The sequence below is a fragment of the Mesorhizobium sp. M0019 genome (assembly GCF_040323975.1).
Classification (GTDB): Bacteria; Pseudomonadota; Alphaproteobacteria; order Rhizobiales; family Rhizobiaceae; genus Mesorhizobium.
Genome location: NZ_JAMYVK010000008.1, coordinates 63,240 through 81,014, shown reverse-complemented (window position 1 = coordinate 81,014; position 17,775 = coordinate 63,240). Strand labels below are relative to the sequence as shown.

Here is a 17,775-nt window from a genome sequence, read left to right as displayed (position 1 = left end):
TTAGACGATGCGTTTCTCGGTCGCCGGATCGAAGAACACCGCCTTGGTCAGGTTGAAGGCGAGCGGCGTGATCGTGCCGGGCTGGATTTTGGCATCGGCGCGCAGCCGTGCCACCACCGCCTTGCCGCCGAGATTGGTGACCGCGAACGTATCCGAGCCGGCCGGCTCGATGACCTCGATGTGACAGTCGGCGCGGGCGATGTTCGAGGCGTTGCGTTCGGCACCCTCGGGATCGGTCAGTGCTTCCGGGCGAACGCCGAAGATGATCGGTTTTCCCTGGAATGCCGACAGGCCGGCCGGCGCATTGCCCAGCGGCAGCGAGATCGGCTGGCGCGCCTCGCGCTCCATGACGACGGAGAAGCCGCTGCCGTTGCTGCCGATCGTCGCCGGGATCAGGTTCATCGCCGGCGAGCCCATGAAGTCGGCAACAAACAGGTTGACCGGATTGTTATAGATTTCGGCTGGCGTGCCGAACTGCTGCACCTCGCCGTCGCGCATCACCGCGATCTTGGTGGCCAGCGTCATCGCCTCGATCTGGTCGTGGGTGACGTAGACGATGGTGGTGCCGGTGGTGGCGTGCAGGCGCTTGATCTCGATGCGCATGTCGACACGCAGCTTGGCATCGAGATTGGACAAAGGCTCGTCGAACAGGAACAGCTTTGGATCGCGCACCAGCGCCCGGCCCATGGCGACGCGCTGGCGCTGGCCGCCGGAGAGCTGGCTTGGCTTGCGCTTCAGCAAATGGCCGATCTGCAGGACCTTCGCCACCTTGTCGATCGCCTTCTGGCGCTCGCCGGCCGGCACGCCGCGCATCTCCATGCCGAAGGCGATATTGCCGGCAACCGTCATGTTCGGATAGAGCGCGTAGCTCTGGAAGACCATGGCGATGTCGCGCTTGGAGGGGTGGAGATCGTTGATCGTGCGTCCGTCGACGCGGATTTCCCCTTCGGTGATGGTTTCCAGGCCGGCAATAGTGTTGAGCAGCGTGGACTTGCCGCAACCGGAAGGCCCGACCAGCACGAGGAAGCCGCCCTTTTCCAGGTCGAGGTCGATGCCTTTCAGGATCTCGACCGCTCCGAAACGCTTCTTCAGCCCGTCAATTTCCAGAAAAGCCATGCGATTATCCTTTGACGGCGCCGGCCATCAGGCCGCGCACGAAATAGCGGCCGGCGAGCACGTAGACGAGGAGCGTCGGCAGCGCGGCGATCATCGCCGCCGCCATGTTGACGTTGTATTCGACGACGCCGGTCGAGGTGTTGACGACATTGTTCAGCGCCACCGTCATCGGCATCACGTCGCCTGAGCCGGCATAGGCGGAAGCGAAGAGGAAGTCGTTCCAGATGTTGGTGAACTGGTAGATCACCGTCACCACGATGATCGGCAGCGAGTTGGGCAGCATGATGCGCCGGAAGATCTGGAAGAAGCTGGCGCCGTCGATCTGCGCCGCCTTCACCAGCTCGTTCGGAAACGCTTCGTAATAATTGCGGAAGAACAGGGTGGTGAAGCCGATGCCGTAGACGACATGAACGAACACCAGGTTCACGGTCGGATTGCCGAAGCCGAAGGTGAGGCCGGTCGCGTTCTGCAGCTTGACGCCGAACCGGCCGAGGCTGCCGAGGATCGTTGCCATCGGCAAGAGGACGGACTGGAACGGAATGAAGCAGGCAAACAGCATCAGCCCGAACACCAGCGTCGCCCCGCGAAAGCGCCACTTCGTCAGCACATAGCCGTTGAGCGCGCCGAGCAGGGTCGAGATGATGACGGCCGGAACCACCATCTTGATCGAGTTCCAGAAATAACCCTTCATGCCGACGCAGGTGAGACCCGAGCAAACCTCGCTCCACGCCCTTATCCAAGGTGCGAAGGTCGGCTCCTGCGGCAGCGCCAGCATGTTGCCGTTCTGGATTTCGTCCATGGTCTTGAACGAGGTCACCAGCATGACGAACAGCGGCATCAGATAGAACAGCGCGAACAGCGCCAGCAGCCCGTAGATGACAATACGGTTGACCGTCCTGGCGCTGATACCGCCAGTGCTCTGGCGAGCAGGCGTGGCCACGGCGCTCATCGCGGCTTCTCCCGAAGCTCGGAATAGAGATAGGGAACGATGATCGCGGTGATGGCCATCAGCATGATCACGGCGCTGGCCGAGCCGACGGCCATCTCGTTGCGCTTGAAGGTGTACTCATACATGAAGTTGGACGGCAGCCAGGCCGAACCGCCCGGCCCGCCGCTGGTCAGCGCGACCACCAGATCGTAGGATTTGATGGCGAGATGCGCGAGGACGATCAAGGCGGACAGGAAGATCGGCCGCAGCAGCGGGATGACGATGCGACGGTAGAGCTGGAAGGTGGTGGCGCCGTCGATCTGCGCCGCCTTCAGGATCTCGCCGTCGATGCCGCGCAGGCCGGCCAGGAACATCGCCATGATGAAGCCCGACGCCTGCCAGACGCCGGCGATGACCACCGTGTAGATGACGAAATCCTTGTTCTTGATCCAGTCGAAATGGAAGCTCGTCCAGCCCCATTGGTGCAGCGTCTGCTCGAGGCCGAGGCCGGGGTCCAGAAACCATTTCCAGGCAACGCCAGTGACGATGAACGACAGTGCCATCGGGTAGAGGTAGATCGGCCGCAGCACACCTTCGCCGCGGATCTTCTGGTCGAGCAGGATCGCTAGGAACAGGCCGAGCGCCAGGCAGATGGAAATATAGAGGAAGCCGAAAATCCCCATATTGGTGATCGACGTGTACCAGGAGGACGGCGGATCGCTTTCGAAAGTCCAGCGCCATAGCCGCTGATAGGCGCGTGGCCCGGTGATCGCATAGGAGGGAAAGGTCTTGGAATTGGTGAAGGACAGATAGATCGTCCACAGGATGAAGCCGTAGACGAAGACGATAGTGGCGGCGAAGCTCGGCGCCAGCACGAGCTTCGGCAGCGCGTCCTGAAGGCGCGAGCGCACCGTGGCGCCCGGACGGGCATCGTGCTCCGGCGTCAGCGTGATACTGGTTTCAGCAACTGTGCTCATCTGTCCATTCCGTATGGCGGGTCCGGAATTCTGCTGTCTCGGGCTCTGCGGCACGAAAGCGTGCCGGTCGGCGCAACCGCAAAACCTCGCCGCAGGGGATCTCCCCGGCTTGCGCCGGGGAGATCATTCACATGGGCGGGTGCCTTACTTGGCGTCTTCGATCGCGCTGACCAGTTGGGTCACGGCCTCGTCTGAGGTCTTGATCTGGCCGTGCACGAATTTCGAGACGACATCCTTGTAGGCGTTGGCAACCGCGGGAGGCGCGCCATAGCCCTGCGCCAGCGAACCGAACAGCGTGCCGCCTTCATTGGCGGCCTTCAGGTCGGCCATGCCCTTCTTGCCGCAAGCGTCGAAATCGGTGTCCGGCACGTCGGTGCGGGCCGGAACAGAGCCCTTGACGACGTTGAAGGCCGACTGGAAGCTCTTCGACAGCGTGGCGGTGGCCAGGGCGATCTGGGCGGCCTTGCGGTCCTCCGGAACGTTGAACATGCCGAACATGTCGGAGTTGTAGACGACGCTGCCGTCGGTGCCCGGGAAGCGGTAGCACAGGAAGTCGGTGCCCGGGACCTTCTTGGCGGCGTTGAATTCGCCCTTGGCCCAGTCACCCATCACCTGCACCAGCGCATCGCCCTTGATGACCATGGCGGTGGCGAGGTTCCAGTCCCGGCCCGAGAAGTTCGGGTCGACATAGGTGACGAGCTTGGCGAGATTGTCGAACGACTTCTTCATCGTGTCGGACTTCAGCGACTCCTCGTCGAGGTCGTTGAAGGCCTTCTTGTAGAACTCAGGCCCGCCGGTCGACAGCACGACTGAGTCGAACATTGTCGCTTCCTGCCAGTTCTGGCCGCCCAGCGCGAGCGGGATGACGCCCGCCGCCTTGGCTTTGTCCAGCAACGCAATGAAGTCGTCGAAGGTCTTGGGCTCGGTGCCGCCGATCTTGTCCATCACCGCCTTGTTGATCCATAGCCAGTTGACCGAGTGGACGTTGACCGGAGCCGCGACCCACTTGCCATCATAGACGGAGAATTTCTGCAGGGCCGCGGGAACGGACTTGTCCCAGCCTTCCTTTATCGCCGTCTCGGTCAGGTCGCCCATAACGCCGGCTGCGGCGTAATCGAGCACGGTATAGCCAAGCATCTGCGAGGCGGTCGGGTAGTTGCCCGCTGCCACCATCGCCTTCAGCGCGGTCATGGCAGCGTCGCCGCCGCCGCCGGCCACCGGCACGTCCTTCCAGGCAAAGCCTTCCTTGGCCAGATCCTGCTTGAGCACGTTCAGAGCGGCAGCTTCGCCGCCCGACGTCCACCAATGCAGCATCTGGACTTCCTTGACGTCCTCGGCATGGGCCGCGAACGCAACGCCCGATGCGAGAGCCGTCCCGATAAGCAGTTTGCGCAACATGTACTTCCTCCCTTGTTGAACTTACACGACCGGCGGATGCCCACCGGGTTCTTCCCAACTCAGCCGACCCACCATCCGGTGCGCTGGCCGCGATGAAACTGGATTGTCTTTTCCTCGGTATAATCCTCGACGGCGCGCTTGCCGAGTTCGCGTCCGAGACCGGACTGCTTGTAGCCGCCGAAAGGCAGCTCGGGGTAACCCTCCATGAACGTGTTCACCCAAACGGTTCCCGAACGCACATTCCGCGCCACCGACATGCAGGTATCGATGCTGGCGCTCCACACGCCCGCCGACAGACCATAGGGCGTGTTGTTGGCGATGTGCAACGCCCTTTCAATCGATTCAAAAGTCAGCACCGAGAGCACCGGACCGAACACTTCCTCGCGTGCAATGGCCATGTCTTCGGTGACATCGCGAACGATGGTCGGATCAAGATACTGGCCGGCGCTCGAAGCAAGCTGATTGCCGCCGCTACAGATCCGGCCGCCGCCGTTTTCCGCTGCCGTCACGTAGCCGGTGACCTTGGCCATATGGTCGGCGGAGATCATCGCGCCGACCTTGGTGCGGTCGTCGAGCGGGTCGCCGACAACCACCTTGGCGGTGAGGGCTTTGACGGCGCCGAGGAACTCGTCGGCGATCGCCTCATGGACGATCAGCCGGCTGCCGGCATTGCAGCATTCGCCGGCATTGAAGAAGCCGCCGAACACCGCCGCGTCGGCGGCGGCCTCGAGGTCGGCATCGGGAAAGACGATCTGGCCGTTCTTGCCGCCGAGCTCCATCGCGACTTTCTTCAGCGAGTTGGCGGCAGACGCCATGGTCATCTTGCCGACGCGGGTGGAGCCGGTGAACGACACCATCTCGACCAGCGGATGGCTGACCATCGGTGCGCCGACATCGGCGCCCAACCCGGCAAGGATGTTGACGACGCCGTCCGGCAAGCCGGCCTGCATCAGTATCTCGCCGAGCACGAAAGTCGAGGCCGAGGTCATCTCGCTCGGCTTGACCACCGCCGTGCAGCCGGCGGCGAGCGCGAAGGGTAGTTTCTGGCTGACGATAAGGAACGGGAAATTCCACGGCGTGATGATGGAAACGACGCCGATCGGTTCGCGCAGCACGACGCCGAGCATGGCGTCGCCGAGATTGGCGTAGCTTTCGCCGTGAAGCGTGCGGGCAAGTGCCGCGGCATAGCGCCAGATATCGACGGCGCCGCCGATCTCGCCGCGCGCCTGCGCAATCGGCTTGCCGGATTCCAGTGCGTCGAGCCGGGCAATCTCGTCCAGCCGCGCCTCGATCAGGTCAGCAGCTTTGAGCAGGATCGCGGCGCGTTCGGCTGCCTTCATGCGCGGCCACGGGCCGGTCTCGAAGGCCTTGTGCGCGGCCTGAACCGCCGCCTCTACGTCCGCCGCGCCGGCCTGTGCATAGCGCGAGACGGTGAAGCCGTGGCCGGGGCTGCTGCGCTCCAGCGTGCGGCCGTCCTGGGCGTCGATGAACCTGCCGCCGATCAGCAGCCGGTACCTTTTCGGCGCTGCGGCTGCCTCGGCGGGCATGGCGATGTTGAGGGGTGCGTTCATGTGATTTCCAGGTTCCTAAGATCTTGAGAACGCCGGCTTCTGCTTGGTCTTGAAAGCCTCGACGCCGGTCCTGAGATCGCTTGTCAGCGCGATGAAGCCGCTGGCCAGCGCTTCGGTCGCGGCAGCACTCTCTTCGCCCTCGGCGATTGTAATCATCAGCTTGGCGGCTTCGGTCGCGAGCGGGCCGCGCTCGGCGATCTTGCCGGCCCAGGCCTTGGCTTCGGCGAACGCCTTGCCGGTCTCGACCACCCGGTCGACAATCCCCAGAGCAAGAGCCTCGGTAGCCAGAAACACCTCGCCGCCGAGCGCCATCCGCCGCACTGCCTGCGCGCCGAAGCGGCGCACGGCGCGCTGGGTGCCGGACCAGCCGGGAACGACGCCGATCGAGGTTTCGGGGAACCCCAACTTCACCTGCGTTTCCGCCACGCGAAAGTCGCAAGCCGCCGCCAGTTCCAGCCCGCCGCCCAGCGCATGGCCGGCAAGAACGGCGATCGTCGGCTGCCGCAGCCGCGCCAGCCGGTCGAAGACGCGGTGGCCGTAGCGCACCCATTGCACCTGGAAATCGGCAGCGCTCATTTCTGCCCAAGCCTCGACGTCGCCGCCGGCGCAAAAGCCCTTGCCTTCGCCGCAGACCAGCACGACGCGGACGCCGGTTGCTGTCTCGGCCTCGTCGAGTGCCGCTTCCAGCGCCCGCAGCATCGGAATATCGAGCGCGTTGAATTTCTCCGGCCGGCGCAGCGTGACAATGCCGATGGCGCCGTCGGTTTCAAAGGTTACCAGACGCTCAGCCATGTGCGCCTCCAAGCGACGCGCCGCCATTGAGCGATAGGCCGATCGGCCGGTCCCGGTAGAGCGCATCCGGCGTCACTTTCAGGTCGTTGGCGACGGCGAGCGGGATCTCGGCCTGCGCCAGCACATCGCGCTCGAGGTCGATGCCCGGCGCCAACTCGGTCACCATCAGCCCCGCAGGCGTCAGCTTCATCACGCAGCGCTCGGTGACATAGGTGATATCCTGTCCCTGCGCGACGGCACGCTTGCCCGAGAAGGAGATATGCTCGACCTCGCCGACGACTTTCTTGACCTTGCCCTCCTGGTCGATGCGGATGCCGCCACCGGCAAGCGACAACTTGGCGCCGGCATTGAAGAAACCGGAAAAGACGATCTTCTTCGCCCGCGCGGTGATGTCGACGAAGCCGCCGGCGCCGGCGGTGACATGCGGCCGCGCCGAAAGCTTCGAGACATTGACAGAGCCGTGGCGGTCGATCTGCAGGAAGGACAGCAGCGAGGCGTCGAAGCCGCCGGCCTGGAAATAGATGAACTGGTGCGGCGAAGGCATGAAGGCGTCGGCATTCGACGAGCAGCCGAACTTGAAATCGAGCAGCGGCACGCCGCCGACCGCGCCCTGTTCGATGACCCAGGTGACCTTGCCGTGCTGGCCTTCCTCGAGCAGGATGCGCGGCACATTGGCCGAGATGCCGAAGCCGATATTGACCGCCATGCCGTCGGCAAGCTCCATGGCGACGCGGCGCGCAATGACCTTCTGGACGTTCATCTCGGCGTTGCGAAAGCTCGACAGTGGCCGGAAGATCTCGCCGGAGATGGCCGGATCGTAAGGCGTCAGCGTCGTCTGCAACTGGTCGGGCGCCACCACGATATGGTCGACCAGCACGCCGGGCACGCGCACATCGTGCGGCTTCAGCGTGCCGTTCGCGACGACGTGCTTGACCTGCGCGATGACGATGCCGCCATTGTTGCGGGCGGCCAGCGCCTGTTCGAGGCCGCCGAGATAGGCACCCTCATGCTCATAGGTAAGGTTGCCGCGCTCGTCCGCCGTGGTGGCGCGGATGATCGCGACCTGCGGTACGATCGAGCGGAAATAGAGCCATTCCTCGCCGTCGAACTGCTGCACCGAAACGATCGGCTCGCTGGCGGCAGCATTCATGGCGCAACCCTGATGGCGCGGGTCGGCAAAGGTATCGAGCCCGACCTTGGTCAGCACGCCGGGGCGCTTGGCCGCGGCCTCGCGATGCATGTCGAACAGGATGCCGGACGGCACGTTATAGGCGGCGACCGAATTGTCGCCGATCATCTTCCAGATCTGCGGCGGTTCCGACGATGACGGCCCGGACGGATAGGAGCCGCACAAAGTGCGCTTCAACAGGCCGGGCTTGGCTAGATGGTCGATGCCCTTGATGCCGTACATGTCACCGGCGGCGATCGGATGCAGCGTCGTGATGTCCCTGGGATGGCCTTCCGCGTCGAAGCGCTCGCCGACGGCAGCCAGCACCGCATCCGGACAGCCGAGGCCGCTCGACGATGACACGGAAACGACCATGCCATCCCTGATCAGGCCGGCAGCTTCAGCCGCTGAAACGAGCTTGCTCACGCGGCGCTCCCGAGCTTCGGGTCGATGGCAACGGCGTTTCCGGACCTGGCCGATTGCAATGCCGCCTCGGCTGATGTCAGCGACCAGACGCCGTCCTCGCCGGTGGCGGACGGCTGGCCGTCGCCACGGATCGCTGCGTGGAATTCGCGCAGCGAACGGGCATAGAGGTCTTCGCGGTCGAAGCTCAATTCCTCCTCGCCCTGTGCCGTGCGAAGCAAGACCGAGCCGACCGGCTTCTGCGTCATCACATTTTTGGCGATCAGCGAGCCTTCGCTGCCATGCACCTCGAAGCCGGTGCCGGCGAATTTTGTCGTGAAGCCCTCATGCGATTGGGCGATGACGCCCGATGCGAAGCGCCAGAGGCACATGGCGCCGTCTTCCAGTCCGCCGGCGGCCATGCCGGCCGACTGCGTGAATGCCGAGATCTCGACGGGATCGTCGCCGAGCACGAAGCGCAGCGTGTCGGCATCGTGGACGGTGATGTCGAGCACCACGCCGCCGCCGGCGTCCGGCCTGGTGATGCGCCAGCCCTGCAGGTTTTCCGGCAGATAGACGGAGTGGAAGACGCGCGCGGCGATCAGCCTGCCGATGCGGCCGGCAGCGATCGCTTCGCGCATCGCCCGATGCGAGCCGGCATTGCGCAGATGGTGATTGGTGCCGAGCACGACGCCGGCGGCCCTGGCCGCCGCGACCATCTTGCGCGCGTCGGCGCTGGTCAGCGCCAGCGGCTTTTCGCACAGCACATGCTTTCCCGCCTCGATGGCGGCGAGTGCCTGTTCGAGATGCAATTCGTTAGTGGTCGAGATGTAGACGGCGTCGATATCGGATTTGAGCAGGGCGTCGAGCGTCGAGACCGCCGCCGGAATGCGGTTTTCACTGGCGTAAGTGGCGGCGCGCTCCGGGCTGGAGCTCATCACCGCGGCGATCTCGCCGTCCTTCTGCGCGCGGATGGCGCCGATCATGAACTGTCTTGCGATCGTGCTGGCGCCGATCAGCCCCCAACTGACGGTCATGCCGCGTCTCCCATTCCTGCACAGCCATGCTCGTTGCGATCGGGGCCGCAGCTTTCCCTGACCACGAGGTTGACGGCGCCGATATGATCCTCGGCGCGCGTGGTGCGCGATTGGATCATCTTCAGCACGACATGGGCGGCGCGCTCGCCGAGGCCGGCGGTGTTCACCGCGACGCTGGTCAGCGCCGGCATATAGTGCTCGGCCTCGGCGACGTCGTCGAAGCCGACGACGGCAAAGTCCGCGCCGGGTTCCAGGCCGCGCTTGCGCAGCGCCAGCAAGACGCCGAAGGCGACCGCATCGTTGAAGCAAAGGGCCGCGGTCGGCGGCGCGGCCATGGCAAGTGCGGTTTCCAGGCAGGCAATACCGCCCTTGCGGCTGGTTTCGCCCTCGAAGACCAGCCTGTCGGCCGGTTCGATGCCGAGCGCTTCACAGGCCTCGCGAAAGCCGCCCAGGCGCTCGTGATAGACGACAAGGTCGGACGAGCCGCCGAAGAAGGCCAGCCGGCGATGGCCCTTGCCGATCAGATGGGCGGTGGCGAGATAGGCGCCGCGATGATTGTCGGGCGTGATCACCGGGATACGGCTTTCGGGAAGCCGGCGCATGACGAAGACGACCGGAACGCCTGCGGTCTCAAGGCGACGGAACGCGCCAGGCGTGGTGCCGCGCGCCGGCGACACGACGAGCCCGGCGACACCCTGCTCCATCAACGATTTCAGAACCTCTTCCTGGCGCACCGGGTTTTCAGCCGTATTGGCGATGAAAGGCACGACGCCGGCCGACTGGAAGACGCGCTCCATGCCGACCGCGAGCTCGGCGAAAAACGGATTGGTGAGATCGTTGATGACCATGCCGATGACGTTGGAATGGGCCTTGCGCAGATTGGCGGCGCCGCGATTGTAGACATAGCCGACGTCCTCGATCGCCTTGCGCACCTTGAGCGCGGTTTCGGGCCGGATCAGCCCGCTGCCTTGCAGCACCAGCGATACCGTCGATTTGGACACGCCCGCCTCACGGGCTATGTCGAGTATCGTTGCCTTGGCCCGGCTGGCCATCCAGATCTGTCCTCCCGGTGGTTTCTTGTGCGATTTTATTGGAACGATCTAATCCCTGGGGCGCATTTGAGTCAATCGCGTTTTTGCGAACCCCGAAAAATGCGGCTCGGTGGCGCAATCCTCCGGCAAGCAGGCTTGCGGCTGCTGCGATGCAGCAATTTTTGCTGCACGAGGCAGGGCGGCAAAATATCTTGATTTGTTGGAACGTTCCAGTTAATAGGCGTTGGTAAGGGAGAGAGCCATGGACATCACCTTGCCCGGGGAAGGCGCCGGCCGTGTCCGCTACCGGCTTGTCGGCCAGCCGGTGCAGCCTGTGGCCGGCGCTCGCTTCTCGCGCATCGCCTACGCCGCCGCCCATGTCGTTGCCGATCCCCGCGCCATGACCGATCCGTGGTCGAGGCCCGCGGTCGACTGGGACAAGACGATGGCGTTTCGCCATCACCTCTGGCGGCTTGGCTTCCGTGTCGCCGAAGCGATGGACACCTCTCAGCGCGGCATGGGTTTCGACTGGGCGAATGCCAAGGAATTGATCCGCCGCTCGATCGCCGAGGCGCGCAGCGTCGAAGGCGCCGATCTTGCGTCGGGCGCCGGCACCGACCATCTGGCGCCGGGGGGCGCCAGCAGGCTAGACGATGTCATCGCGGCCTATGAAGAACAGCTCGGCTTCATCGAAGGGCTTGGCGGCAAGGCGATCATGATGGCCAGCCGGGCGCTTGCGGCGGTCGCCAAAGGCCCCGACGACTATATCGGCGTCTACGACCGCATCCTGTCCCAGGCCTCCGGCAAGGTCATCCTGCACTGGCTGGGCGACATGTTCGACCCGGCGCTGAAAGGCTACTGGGGCAGCAGCGACTTCGAAACTGCGCTGGAGACGGTGGTCGCGATCATCGAACGCCATGCCGGCAAGGTCGAAGGCATAAAGATATCGCTGCTCGATGTCGGCAAGGAGATTGCGCTCAGGGACCGGCTGCCCGAGGGCGTGCTGATGTTCACCGGCGACGATTTCAATTACCCCGAGCTGATCGCCGGCGACGGCGACAGACATTCGCACGCGCTGCTCGGCATTTTCGATGCGATCGCGCCGGTCGCCAATGCAGCGCTGGCAAAGCTGGCCGACGGCGACCGCGCCGGCTATGACGCGCTGATGGCGCCGACAGTGCCGCTGTCGCGCAAAATCTTCGAGGTGCCGACCGAATATTACAAGGCCGGCATCGTCTTCATGGCATGGCTGAACGGCCACCAGGAGCATTTTTCGATGATCGGCGGCATGCAATCGGCGCGCGGCATCCGTCACTATTCCGATGTCTTTCGCCTTGCCGACCAGGCAGGGTTGCTGGCCGACCCCGAGCTTGCCATTGCCAGAATGACAAGCCTCTGCGCGGTAGCGGGCGTCTGATCGCGAGCGCTACAGCATCCGATCAAAGGTTGCTTCGGGTGGCTTTGCGATTTGCCTTGTCTGGGCAAATCTGTATGCGGTATGCGTCCGGCAACAGAGAAGCCGATCCGGCGCTCCGCCGGCCAACTGGCAAAAAGCTGCCGTTCTGCATTGGGGTAAGCTGATGACCTTCGACCTTCAGGGCAAGCGCGTTTTCGTGGCCGGACATCGCGGCATGGTCGGCTCGGCCATCCTGCGCCGATTGGCCGACGAGGATTGCGAGGTTATGACCGCCTCGCGCGCCGAGCTCGATCTTCTCGACCAGGCCGGCGTGCGGCGCTGGATGGCCGACCGCAAGCCGGATGCAGTGGTGATGGCGGCGGCCAAGGTCGGCGGTATCCTGGCCAACAACAGGCTTCCCGTCGATTTCCTGCAGGACAATCTCGTCATGCAGAACAATGTCATCGACAGCGCCTTCCGCAACGAGGTGCAGAAGCTGCTGTTTCTCGGTTCATCCTGCATCTATCCCAAATTCGCGGCGCAGCCGATCTCCGAGGACGCCTTGCTGACCGGGCCGCTCGAGCCCACCAACGAATGGTATGCGATCGCCAAGATCGCCGGGCTGAAACTGTGCCAGGCCTATCGGCGCCAGTACGGCGTCGACTACATCTCGGCGATGCCGACCAATCTCTACGGTCCGGGCGACAATTTCGACCTCAATTCCAGCCATGTCGTGCCCGCTCTGATGCGCAAGGCGCACGAGGCCAGGCGCGCCGGCCGCAAGAGCCTGGAGGTGTGGGGATCGGGCACGCCGATGCGTGAATTCCTGCATGTCGACGACGCCGCCGACGCGCTGGTCTGGCTGCTGAAGAATTATTCGGGCGACAGCCACATCAATGTCGGCTCTGGGGAAGACATCACCATTGCCGACCTTGCCCGCACCATCGTGTCGGTCGCCGGCGCCGATGCCGCGATAACGTTCGATGCGACGAAGCCGGACGGCACGCCGCGCAAGCTGATGGACGTGTCGCGTCTGTTCGCCACCGGCTGGCGCCCGCGCTATTCGCTGCGCAGCGGATTGGAACAGACCTATGCGTGGTTTCTGGAGCACGTCGAGAGCGGCGATCTCCGCCTCGGCGCCGCCTGAGGCCGGTATAGGCCGGGAACGTCAGTCGACGAAAAATACCGACGGCCAATTGAGGGATTGTCTGGATGGTGGGCGTGACAGGGATTGAACCTGTGACCCCTGCAATGTCAATGCAGTGCTCTCCCGCTGAGCTACACGCCCATCCGAAGCCGCGCATACACCATTTTTGGTTCTGCACGTCAATAGCGGGAAAGGGGAAAGAATGGCTGGCTTGCGGCGTCGGTCAAGACGCGACAAAAAGCGCGTCAGGCGGCCTGCAGCATCTTTTCGACTTCGTTGACGAGGTCGCGCAGGTGGAACGGCTTCGATAGCACCTTGGCGTCTTTCGGCGCCTTGGAATCAGGGTTCAGCGCGACGGCGGCGAAGCCGGTGATGAACATCACCTTGAGGTCGGGATCGATCTCCGTGGCGCGACGGGCGAGCTCGATGCCATCCATCTCGGGCATGACGATGTCGGTCAAAAGCAGCGAAAAAGGTTCCTCGCGCAGCCGCTCATAGGCACTGGCGCCATTGTCGAAATCGCTGACCTGATAACCGGCGCGCTCCAGCGCCTTGACGAGGAACCGGCGCATGTCGTCGTCGTCTTCCGCCAGCAGAATGCGTGCCATCTTGTCCCGTCCGAATCACCCAACCGACAATGCCGTGCGGCAAGCCCGTTAACCATGCTGTATATGAGGAGGCGACGGTAAACATCAAGTGAACGTTGGGCGCACAATCCTGTTTTGGCTTGCGCTTCGGCGGCTGGACATGCGGGCGGCGAGGTGGCACTTTCCTATCATGATGCATTGGTATTCCCGGGTTCGTTCAAATTGAAAACGGCAGCCGAGGATTTTTCGGTCGTTCCTCCCTTCGAAATCCGATCGGGCGCCGAACAGCGCGTTCCCTTCCTCTTCAACTCGCCGCATAGCGGCCGCTACTATCCGGACCGGTTCATGGCTATGGCCAAGCTGGACCGCAACGCCATCCGCCGCTCAGAGGACTGCTATGTCGAGGAATTGTTCGGCGGCGCCGTCGCGCTCGGGGCGCCGATGCTGGCGGCAAACTTCCCGCGCGCCTATCTCGACGTCAACCGGGAGCCGTGGGAACTCGACCCGCGCATGTTCGCCGAACCGGTGCCGTCATTCTGCAACATCCGCTCGGCGCGGGTGGCCGGCGGGCTCGGCACCGTGCCCAAGCTGGTCGGCGAGGGGCTCGACATCTATTCCGGCCGCTTGCCGCTGGCGGAAGCCGTGGCGCGCATCGAAGCGGTCTACAAGCCCTATCACGAGACGCTGAAACGGCTTTTGACCAGAACCCATGCGCGCTTCGGCTACGCCGTGCTGATTGACTGCCACTCGATGCCGGCAAGCATAAGGGTCGGCGACAGCGGATTGCGGCCGGACTTCATCGTCGGCGACCGCTTTGGCATTTCCGCCGCGGCGGCGTTGACCGAGACGGCGATCGGCCTGCTCACCGGCATGGGCTACAGCGTCGCCCACAACAAGCCCTATGCCGGAGGCTTCATTACCGAGCACTATGGCCGCCCCGTGCGCCATCTGCATGCGCTGCAGATCGAGGTCAATCGCGGGCTCTACATGAATGAGCGGACGTTCCAGAGATCGGCTGGTTTCGACGCCCTGGCCGACGATCTGGCGCGGTTTTCGGCCGAACTGATGGCGATGCCCGATCACAATTTCATGGATCTGCCGCTGGCCGCCGAATAGCCGCGGAATCGCGGTACTCGCCGCTCATGCGGCAGCGTAAAAAAAGACCGCATCGTTTGCACGACACGGTCGAAGTCTAGGGAGGAAACGCCCAAGGAGGGCATGGACAGGAACCCCTGTCCGAGAACAAACGTATTGTGCGCTGCACAAATGTCAAGGCGCGTTCCGGCTTTTTTAATTCACTGTGAAGTGGAAATTGCATTTCCATGACGGCGGCGTTGCATTCGAGCAACAGTTGGCACCATGCGAAAGGCTCCGAACGCCTTTGTTTCGGCATAAATCCGTAGGCAAACGGGTATCTCCAAACATGCTGGAGCGGGAGAATCAGTTGGACATCAGCATCGAGTTCATGCGGCGCATTGCGCGTGCCGCCGCAGCCGAGACCTTGCCGCGCTTCCGCAACCAGGGCGCGGTCACCAACAAGGAGCGCGGCAGCTTCGACCCGGTCACCGAGGCCGACCGCGAGGCCGAGCGCGCCATCCGGGCGCTGATATCAGCGCAGTACCCCGATCACGGCATTCTCGGCGAGGAACATGGCGGCGAAAACATCTCCAGCCGGCATGTCTGGGTGATCGATCCGATCGACGGCACGCGCGCCTTCATTTCCGGCCTGCCGGTATGGGGCACGCTGGTCGGACTGACGGTCGACGGCGATGCCGTCGCCGGCATGATGTCGCAGCCCTTCACCGGAGAGCTGTTCTACGCCAATGCCTCCGGCTCGCATTATGAAGGTCCCGGTGGCCCGCGAAGACTCGCGACGCGCAAGACGACGAATCTCGCCGAGGCGACGCTGTTCACCACCACGCCGGCGCTGTTCAAGGGAGACGCGCGCCTGCGCTACGACCTGTTCGAGCAACAGGTCCAACTCGCCCGCTACGGCACCGACTGCTATGCCTTCGCCATGGTGGCGGCGGGCAGCGTCGATATCGTCGCCGATCCCGGATTGAAGCCCTACGACATCGTCGCGCTGATCCCGATCATCGAGAAGGCGGGCGGCGTCATCACCACTTTCGAAGGCGGACCGGCGGAAAAGGGCGGCGACATTCTGGCAGCGGCGACACCAGAGCTGCACGCAGCCGCGATGGCGGCGCTGCGCGGCTGAGATTGGCCATTGCTGCCCAGGCAAGATCGTTGCCATACCTCCTGACAGGCTGATGTCAGTTGGCATGCGCTATGAAACGCTGTCAGCCGGGAGGACCATAGATGTCGACGCAGCCAGCAGCCAGCCATTCTGATGCTCCGGCGGACGGGCGGAGCGATTTCGATTTCTTTTTCGGGCGCTGGACCGTCGGCCATCGAAGATTGCAGAAGCGGCTGCAGGGCGACGGCAACTGGGATGTGTTTGGCGGCACGTGCGACGTGCGGCCGATCCTTGGCGGCCTCGGCAATGTCGACGACAATTGGATTGAATTGCCCGGCGGGCCCTATCGCGCCGCCACCTTGCGGACCTTCGACCCGGCGGCGAGGCAATGGTCGATCTGGTGGATCGACGGCCGCAATCCGTCGACCATCGATGTTCCGATGCGCGGCACTTTCGTGGCGGGCGTCGGCACGTTCCTGTGCGAAGACGTCTTCGACGGCCAGCCGATCCAGGTCCGCTTCCTGTGGTCGCGGATCACGGACGGGTCGGCGCGCTGGGAGCAGGCCTTTTCGCCGGACGGCGGCAAGGCATGGGAGACCAACTGGATCATGGATTTCGCCCGCACGAGCTGAAGCCGGACGAGGTATGTGGCTCAGACGTCACCGGTTCCGGGGATGAAGGCATCGAATGCCGCAAGCAACTGCTCGCGATAGAGGTCGGCTTCCTGCAGGATCTCATGGCGGGCGCCGTCGATCATCACTAGCGAGCCGACGCGCAGACGTCTCGCATAGGCTTCGACTGCCCTGGTCGAGACGACCTGGTCGGCGCCGGCGGCGATCATCAGCAAGGGCACCTGGATCTTGGCCATGAAATCCGGGTCGCTGACGATCAAGGATGCCTCCGTGGCCGCCTTCAGCCAGCAGATCGTCGGTCCGCCGAGCGCCAGCTGCGGATAGGTTTCGTAGATCAGCGTATTGCGCCGATAGCGTTCCGGGTCGCTGGTCAGCTTGTTTATGGCGAAGGGCACCGATTCCTTGGGCCGCGGCCCCCATGCGGCATAGAGTCGGCCAAGGCCGAGAAGGCAGAACAGCGAACAGATGCGGCGGACGGTTTTTACCGAAACCGGCAGGTCCGGCACGGTGAAGAACGGTGCGATCAGCACCATGCGGCGCACGCGGTTCGCCATCGAGGGCGCGGCGAGCAGCGCGATCACCGCGCCGGCCGAATGGGCCAGTATGTAGTAGGGTCCTCGGCAATCGGGCAGCACGATCTCTTCGAAGAACTGCTCCAGATCGCCGGTATAGTCGAAGAAGCTCTGGACGTAGCCGCGCTGTCGGTCGCCGATCATCCGGTCGGAAGCGCCCTGGCCGCGCCAGTCGAGGGTTGCCACGCCAAAACCCCGGTCGGCAAGGTTGCGAATGGTCTCGAAATACTTCTCGATGCATTCGTTGCGGCCGGTCAGGACGACCACGGTGCCCTTCATCGGACGGCTAACCGCGGCAAACAGACCATAGCGGATCTTCTTGCCGTCGCGCGTGGTGAAGAAGCCGCCGGCCGTGTTTTCCGGCAGCGGATTTCCCGGAGTTTCGTGGAAGAGAGGGGGCTGGTGGAGAAGATCGGTCATACGGTGTTTGGTTGGTGTCGGTGCCGGCATGGGCGCAAATCAGGCATAAACGCCCATGCGCCAAAAGCAAAGGAATTCGGGACGCCGGGGAGGTCGACCCAGGCAGCGAACAAGTAAGGCCGGAAGCAGCCTTGGCGTGCTTCCGGCCTCTGTCGACCGGGAGGAAGGGACGTTACACCCGGTTCGGCCTCGTCATGTCGCCTTTTCCGGCGACCTGTTCGTGATCTCGAGAACAGTTTTAGTGCCGCCTGGCTGAACGCTCGCCGAAGCCACGGTTCATCTGCCGTTCATCGGCATCGGGACGTGGGCCGGGACCGGTCCCGTTCGGACGCGGGAAAATCTTGAAATGCCGTCGCCGGCTTCCCAAATTTGTCATGCGGTCGCCAATGTCGGGGCCGCTGGCC

Annotated in this window: 16 protein-coding genes and 1 tRNA gene; 5 read left to right on the top strand and 12 right to left on the bottom strand. The window is 63.8% G+C overall.

The features are described from left to right. From NKK47_RS08635 to NKK47_RS08595, 9 genes are all read right to left on the bottom strand, one after another. A complete protein-coding gene (locus NKK47_RS08635) occupies positions 1–1,116 on the bottom strand; it encodes an ABC transporter ATP-binding protein (protein WP_352576144.1) in 1,116 nt (371 codons plus the stop codon). Positions 1,117–1,120: 4 nt separating this feature from the next. Further along, positions 1,121–2,065, bottom strand: coding sequence for a carbohydrate ABC transporter permease (locus tag NKK47_RS08630; protein WP_023675367.1), 945 nt, complete (start codon positions 2,063–2,065; stop codon positions 1,121–1,123). Beyond that, a complete protein-coding gene (locus NKK47_RS08625) occupies positions 2,062–3,021 on the bottom strand; it encodes a carbohydrate ABC transporter permease (RefSeq protein WP_352576142.1) in 960 nt (319 codons plus the stop codon). Before NKK47_RS08625 ends, NKK47_RS08630 begins: the two co-directional genes overlap by 4 nt. 144 nt (positions 3,022–3,165) lie before the next feature. Further along, positions 3,166–4,419, bottom strand: coding sequence for an ABC transporter substrate-binding protein (locus NKK47_RS08620; protein WP_031194023.1), 1,254 nt, complete (start codon positions 4,417–4,419; stop codon positions 3,166–3,168). Between the two features lie 59 nt (positions 4,420–4,478). Further along, positions 4,479–5,990 carry an aldehyde dehydrogenase family protein gene (locus NKK47_RS08615; RefSeq protein WP_352576140.1) on the bottom strand — a complete coding sequence of 504 codons (1,512 nt, stop codon included), beginning with the start codon at positions 5,988–5,990 and terminating at the stop codon, positions 4,479–4,481. A gap of 15 nt (positions 5,991–6,005) precedes the next feature. Next, complete coding sequence (locus NKK47_RS08610; RefSeq protein ID WP_352568158.1) at positions 6,006–6,782, bottom strand: enoyl-CoA hydratase/isomerase family protein; 777 nt, start codon at positions 6,780–6,782, stop codon at positions 6,006–6,008. Beyond that, entirely contained in the window at positions 6,775–8,376 is a 1,602-nt protein-coding gene (locus NKK47_RS08605; protein WP_352576138.1) for an acyl CoA:acetate/3-ketoacid CoA transferase, read from the bottom strand. The genes NKK47_RS08610 and NKK47_RS08605 overlap by 8 nt, the downstream gene beginning before the upstream one ends. Then, positions 8,373–9,389 carry a Gfo/Idh/MocA family protein gene (locus tag NKK47_RS08600; RefSeq protein ID WP_352568156.1) on the bottom strand — a complete coding sequence of 339 codons (1,017 nt, stop codon included), beginning with the start codon at positions 9,387–9,389 and terminating at the stop codon, positions 8,373–8,375. Before NKK47_RS08600 ends, NKK47_RS08605 begins: the two co-directional genes overlap by 4 nt. Further along, positions 9,386–10,441 carry a LacI family DNA-binding transcriptional regulator gene (locus NKK47_RS08595; RefSeq protein ID WP_352454053.1) on the bottom strand — a complete coding sequence of 352 codons (1,056 nt, stop codon included), beginning with the start codon at positions 10,439–10,441 and terminating at the stop codon, positions 9,386–9,388. The genes NKK47_RS08600 and NKK47_RS08595 overlap by 4 nt, the downstream gene beginning before the upstream one ends. A gap of 241 nt (positions 10,442–10,682) precedes the next feature. Here NKK47_RS08595 and NKK47_RS08590 point away from each other — a divergent pair, with 241 nt between their 5' ends. Next, on the top strand, positions 10,683–11,837 hold the full coding sequence (locus tag NKK47_RS08590) for a dihydrodipicolinate synthase family protein (RefSeq protein ID WP_352568154.1): 1,155 nt from the start codon (positions 10,683–10,685) through the stop codon (positions 11,835–11,837). Positions 11,838–12,000: 163 nt separating this feature from the next. Beyond that, the gene (gene fcl / locus NKK47_RS08585; protein ID WP_352568153.1) at positions 12,001–12,963 is read left to right on the top strand and encodes a GDP-L-fucose synthase; all 963 of its coding nucleotides are present in this window, start codon (positions 12,001–12,003) and stop codon (positions 12,961–12,963) included. A 66-nt stretch (positions 12,964–13,029) separates the two neighbouring features. Here the strand turns inward: fcl and NKK47_RS08580 are convergent. Both NKK47_RS08580 and cpdR read right to left on the bottom strand, forming a co-directional pair. Next, positions 13,030–13,104, bottom strand: a tRNA-Val gene (locus tag NKK47_RS08580). Positions 13,105–13,208: 104 nt separating this feature from the next. Continuing rightward, positions 13,209–13,571 carry a cell cycle two-component system response regulator CpdR gene (gene cpdR, locus NKK47_RS08575; RefSeq protein ID WP_006199474.1) on the bottom strand — a complete coding sequence of 121 codons (363 nt, stop codon included), beginning with the start codon at positions 13,569–13,571 and terminating at the stop codon, positions 13,209–13,211. A gap of 153 nt (positions 13,572–13,724) precedes the next feature. On the opposite strand from cpdR, the gene NKK47_RS08570 reads away from it, so the two are divergent. The 3 genes from NKK47_RS08570 (at position 13,725) to NKK47_RS08560 (ending at position 16,379) form a co-directional block, all read left to right on the top strand. After that, entirely contained in the window at positions 13,725–14,666 is a 942-nt protein-coding gene (locus NKK47_RS08570; RefSeq protein WP_352488728.1) for an N-formylglutamate amidohydrolase, read from the top strand. Positions 14,667–14,994: 328 nt separating this feature from the next. Beyond that, on the top strand, positions 14,995–15,768 hold the full coding sequence (gene hisN, locus NKK47_RS08565; protein ID WP_352576136.1) for a histidinol-phosphatase: 774 nt from the start codon (positions 14,995–14,997) through the stop codon (positions 15,766–15,768). A gap of 101 nt (positions 15,769–15,869) precedes the next feature. After that, the gene (locus NKK47_RS08560) at positions 15,870–16,379 is read left to right on the top strand and encodes a DUF1579 domain-containing protein (RefSeq protein ID WP_352576134.1); all 510 of its coding nucleotides are present in this window, start codon (positions 15,870–15,872) and stop codon (positions 16,377–16,379) included. A gap of 20 nt (positions 16,380–16,399) precedes the next feature. On the opposite strand, the gene NKK47_RS08555 is transcribed toward NKK47_RS08560, so the two are convergent. Continuing rightward, a complete protein-coding gene (locus tag NKK47_RS08555) occupies positions 16,400–17,371 on the bottom strand; it encodes an alpha/beta fold hydrolase (protein WP_352576132.1) in 972 nt (323 codons plus the stop codon). Positions 17,372–17,775 lie beyond the last annotated feature (404 nt).

What these genes read in the sequence shown, in the direction of transcription:
- NKK47_RS08635 (WP_352576144.1), bottom strand. Translation starts at nt 1,116, where the DNA reads ATGGCTTTTCTGGAAATTGACGGGCTGAAGAAGCGTTTCGGAGCGGTC.
- NKK47_RS08630 (WP_023675367.1), bottom strand. Translation starts at nt 2,065, where the DNA reads ATGAGCGCCGTGGCCACGCCTGCTCGCCAGAGCACTGGCGGTATCAGC.
- NKK47_RS08625 (WP_352576142.1), bottom strand. Translation starts at nt 3,021, where the DNA reads ATGAGCACAGTTGCTGAAACCAGTATCACGCTGACGCCGGAGCACGAT.
- NKK47_RS08620 (WP_031194023.1), bottom strand. Translation starts at nt 4,419, where the DNA reads ATGTTGCGCAAACTGCTTATCGGGACGGCTCTCGCATCGGGCGTTGCG.
- NKK47_RS08615 (WP_352576140.1), bottom strand. Translation starts at nt 5,990, where the DNA reads ATGAACGCACCCCTCAACATCGCCATGCCCGCCGAGGCAGCCGCAGCG.
- NKK47_RS08610 (WP_352568158.1), bottom strand. Translation starts at nt 6,782, where the DNA reads ATGGCTGAGCGTCTGGTAACCTTTGAAACCGACGGCGCCATCGGCATT.
- NKK47_RS08600 (WP_352568156.1), bottom strand. Translation starts at nt 9,389, where the DNA reads ATGACCGTCAGTTGGGGGCTGATCGGCGCCAGCACGATCGCAAGACAG.
- NKK47_RS08595 (WP_352454053.1), bottom strand. Translation starts at nt 10,441, where the DNA reads ATGGCCAGCCGGGCCAAGGCAACGATACTCGACATAGCCCGTGAGGCG.
- NKK47_RS08590 (WP_352568154.1), top strand. Translation starts at nt 10,683, where the DNA reads ATGGACATCACCTTGCCCGGGGAAGGCGCCGGCCGTGTCCGCTACCGG.
- fcl (WP_352568153.1), top strand. Translation starts at nt 12,001, where the DNA reads ATGACCTTCGACCTTCAGGGCAAGCGCGTTTTCGTGGCCGGACATCGC.
- cpdR (WP_006199474.1), bottom strand. Translation starts at nt 13,571, where the DNA reads ATGGCACGCATTCTGCTGGCGGAAGACGACGACGACATGCGCCGGTTC.
- NKK47_RS08560 (WP_352576134.1), top strand. Translation starts at nt 15,870, where the DNA reads ATGTCGACGCAGCCAGCAGCCAGCCATTCTGATGCTCCGGCGGACGGG.
- NKK47_RS08555 (WP_352576132.1), bottom strand. Translation starts at nt 17,371, where the DNA reads ATGACCGATCTTCTCCACCAGCCCCCTCTCTTCCACGAAACTCCGGGA.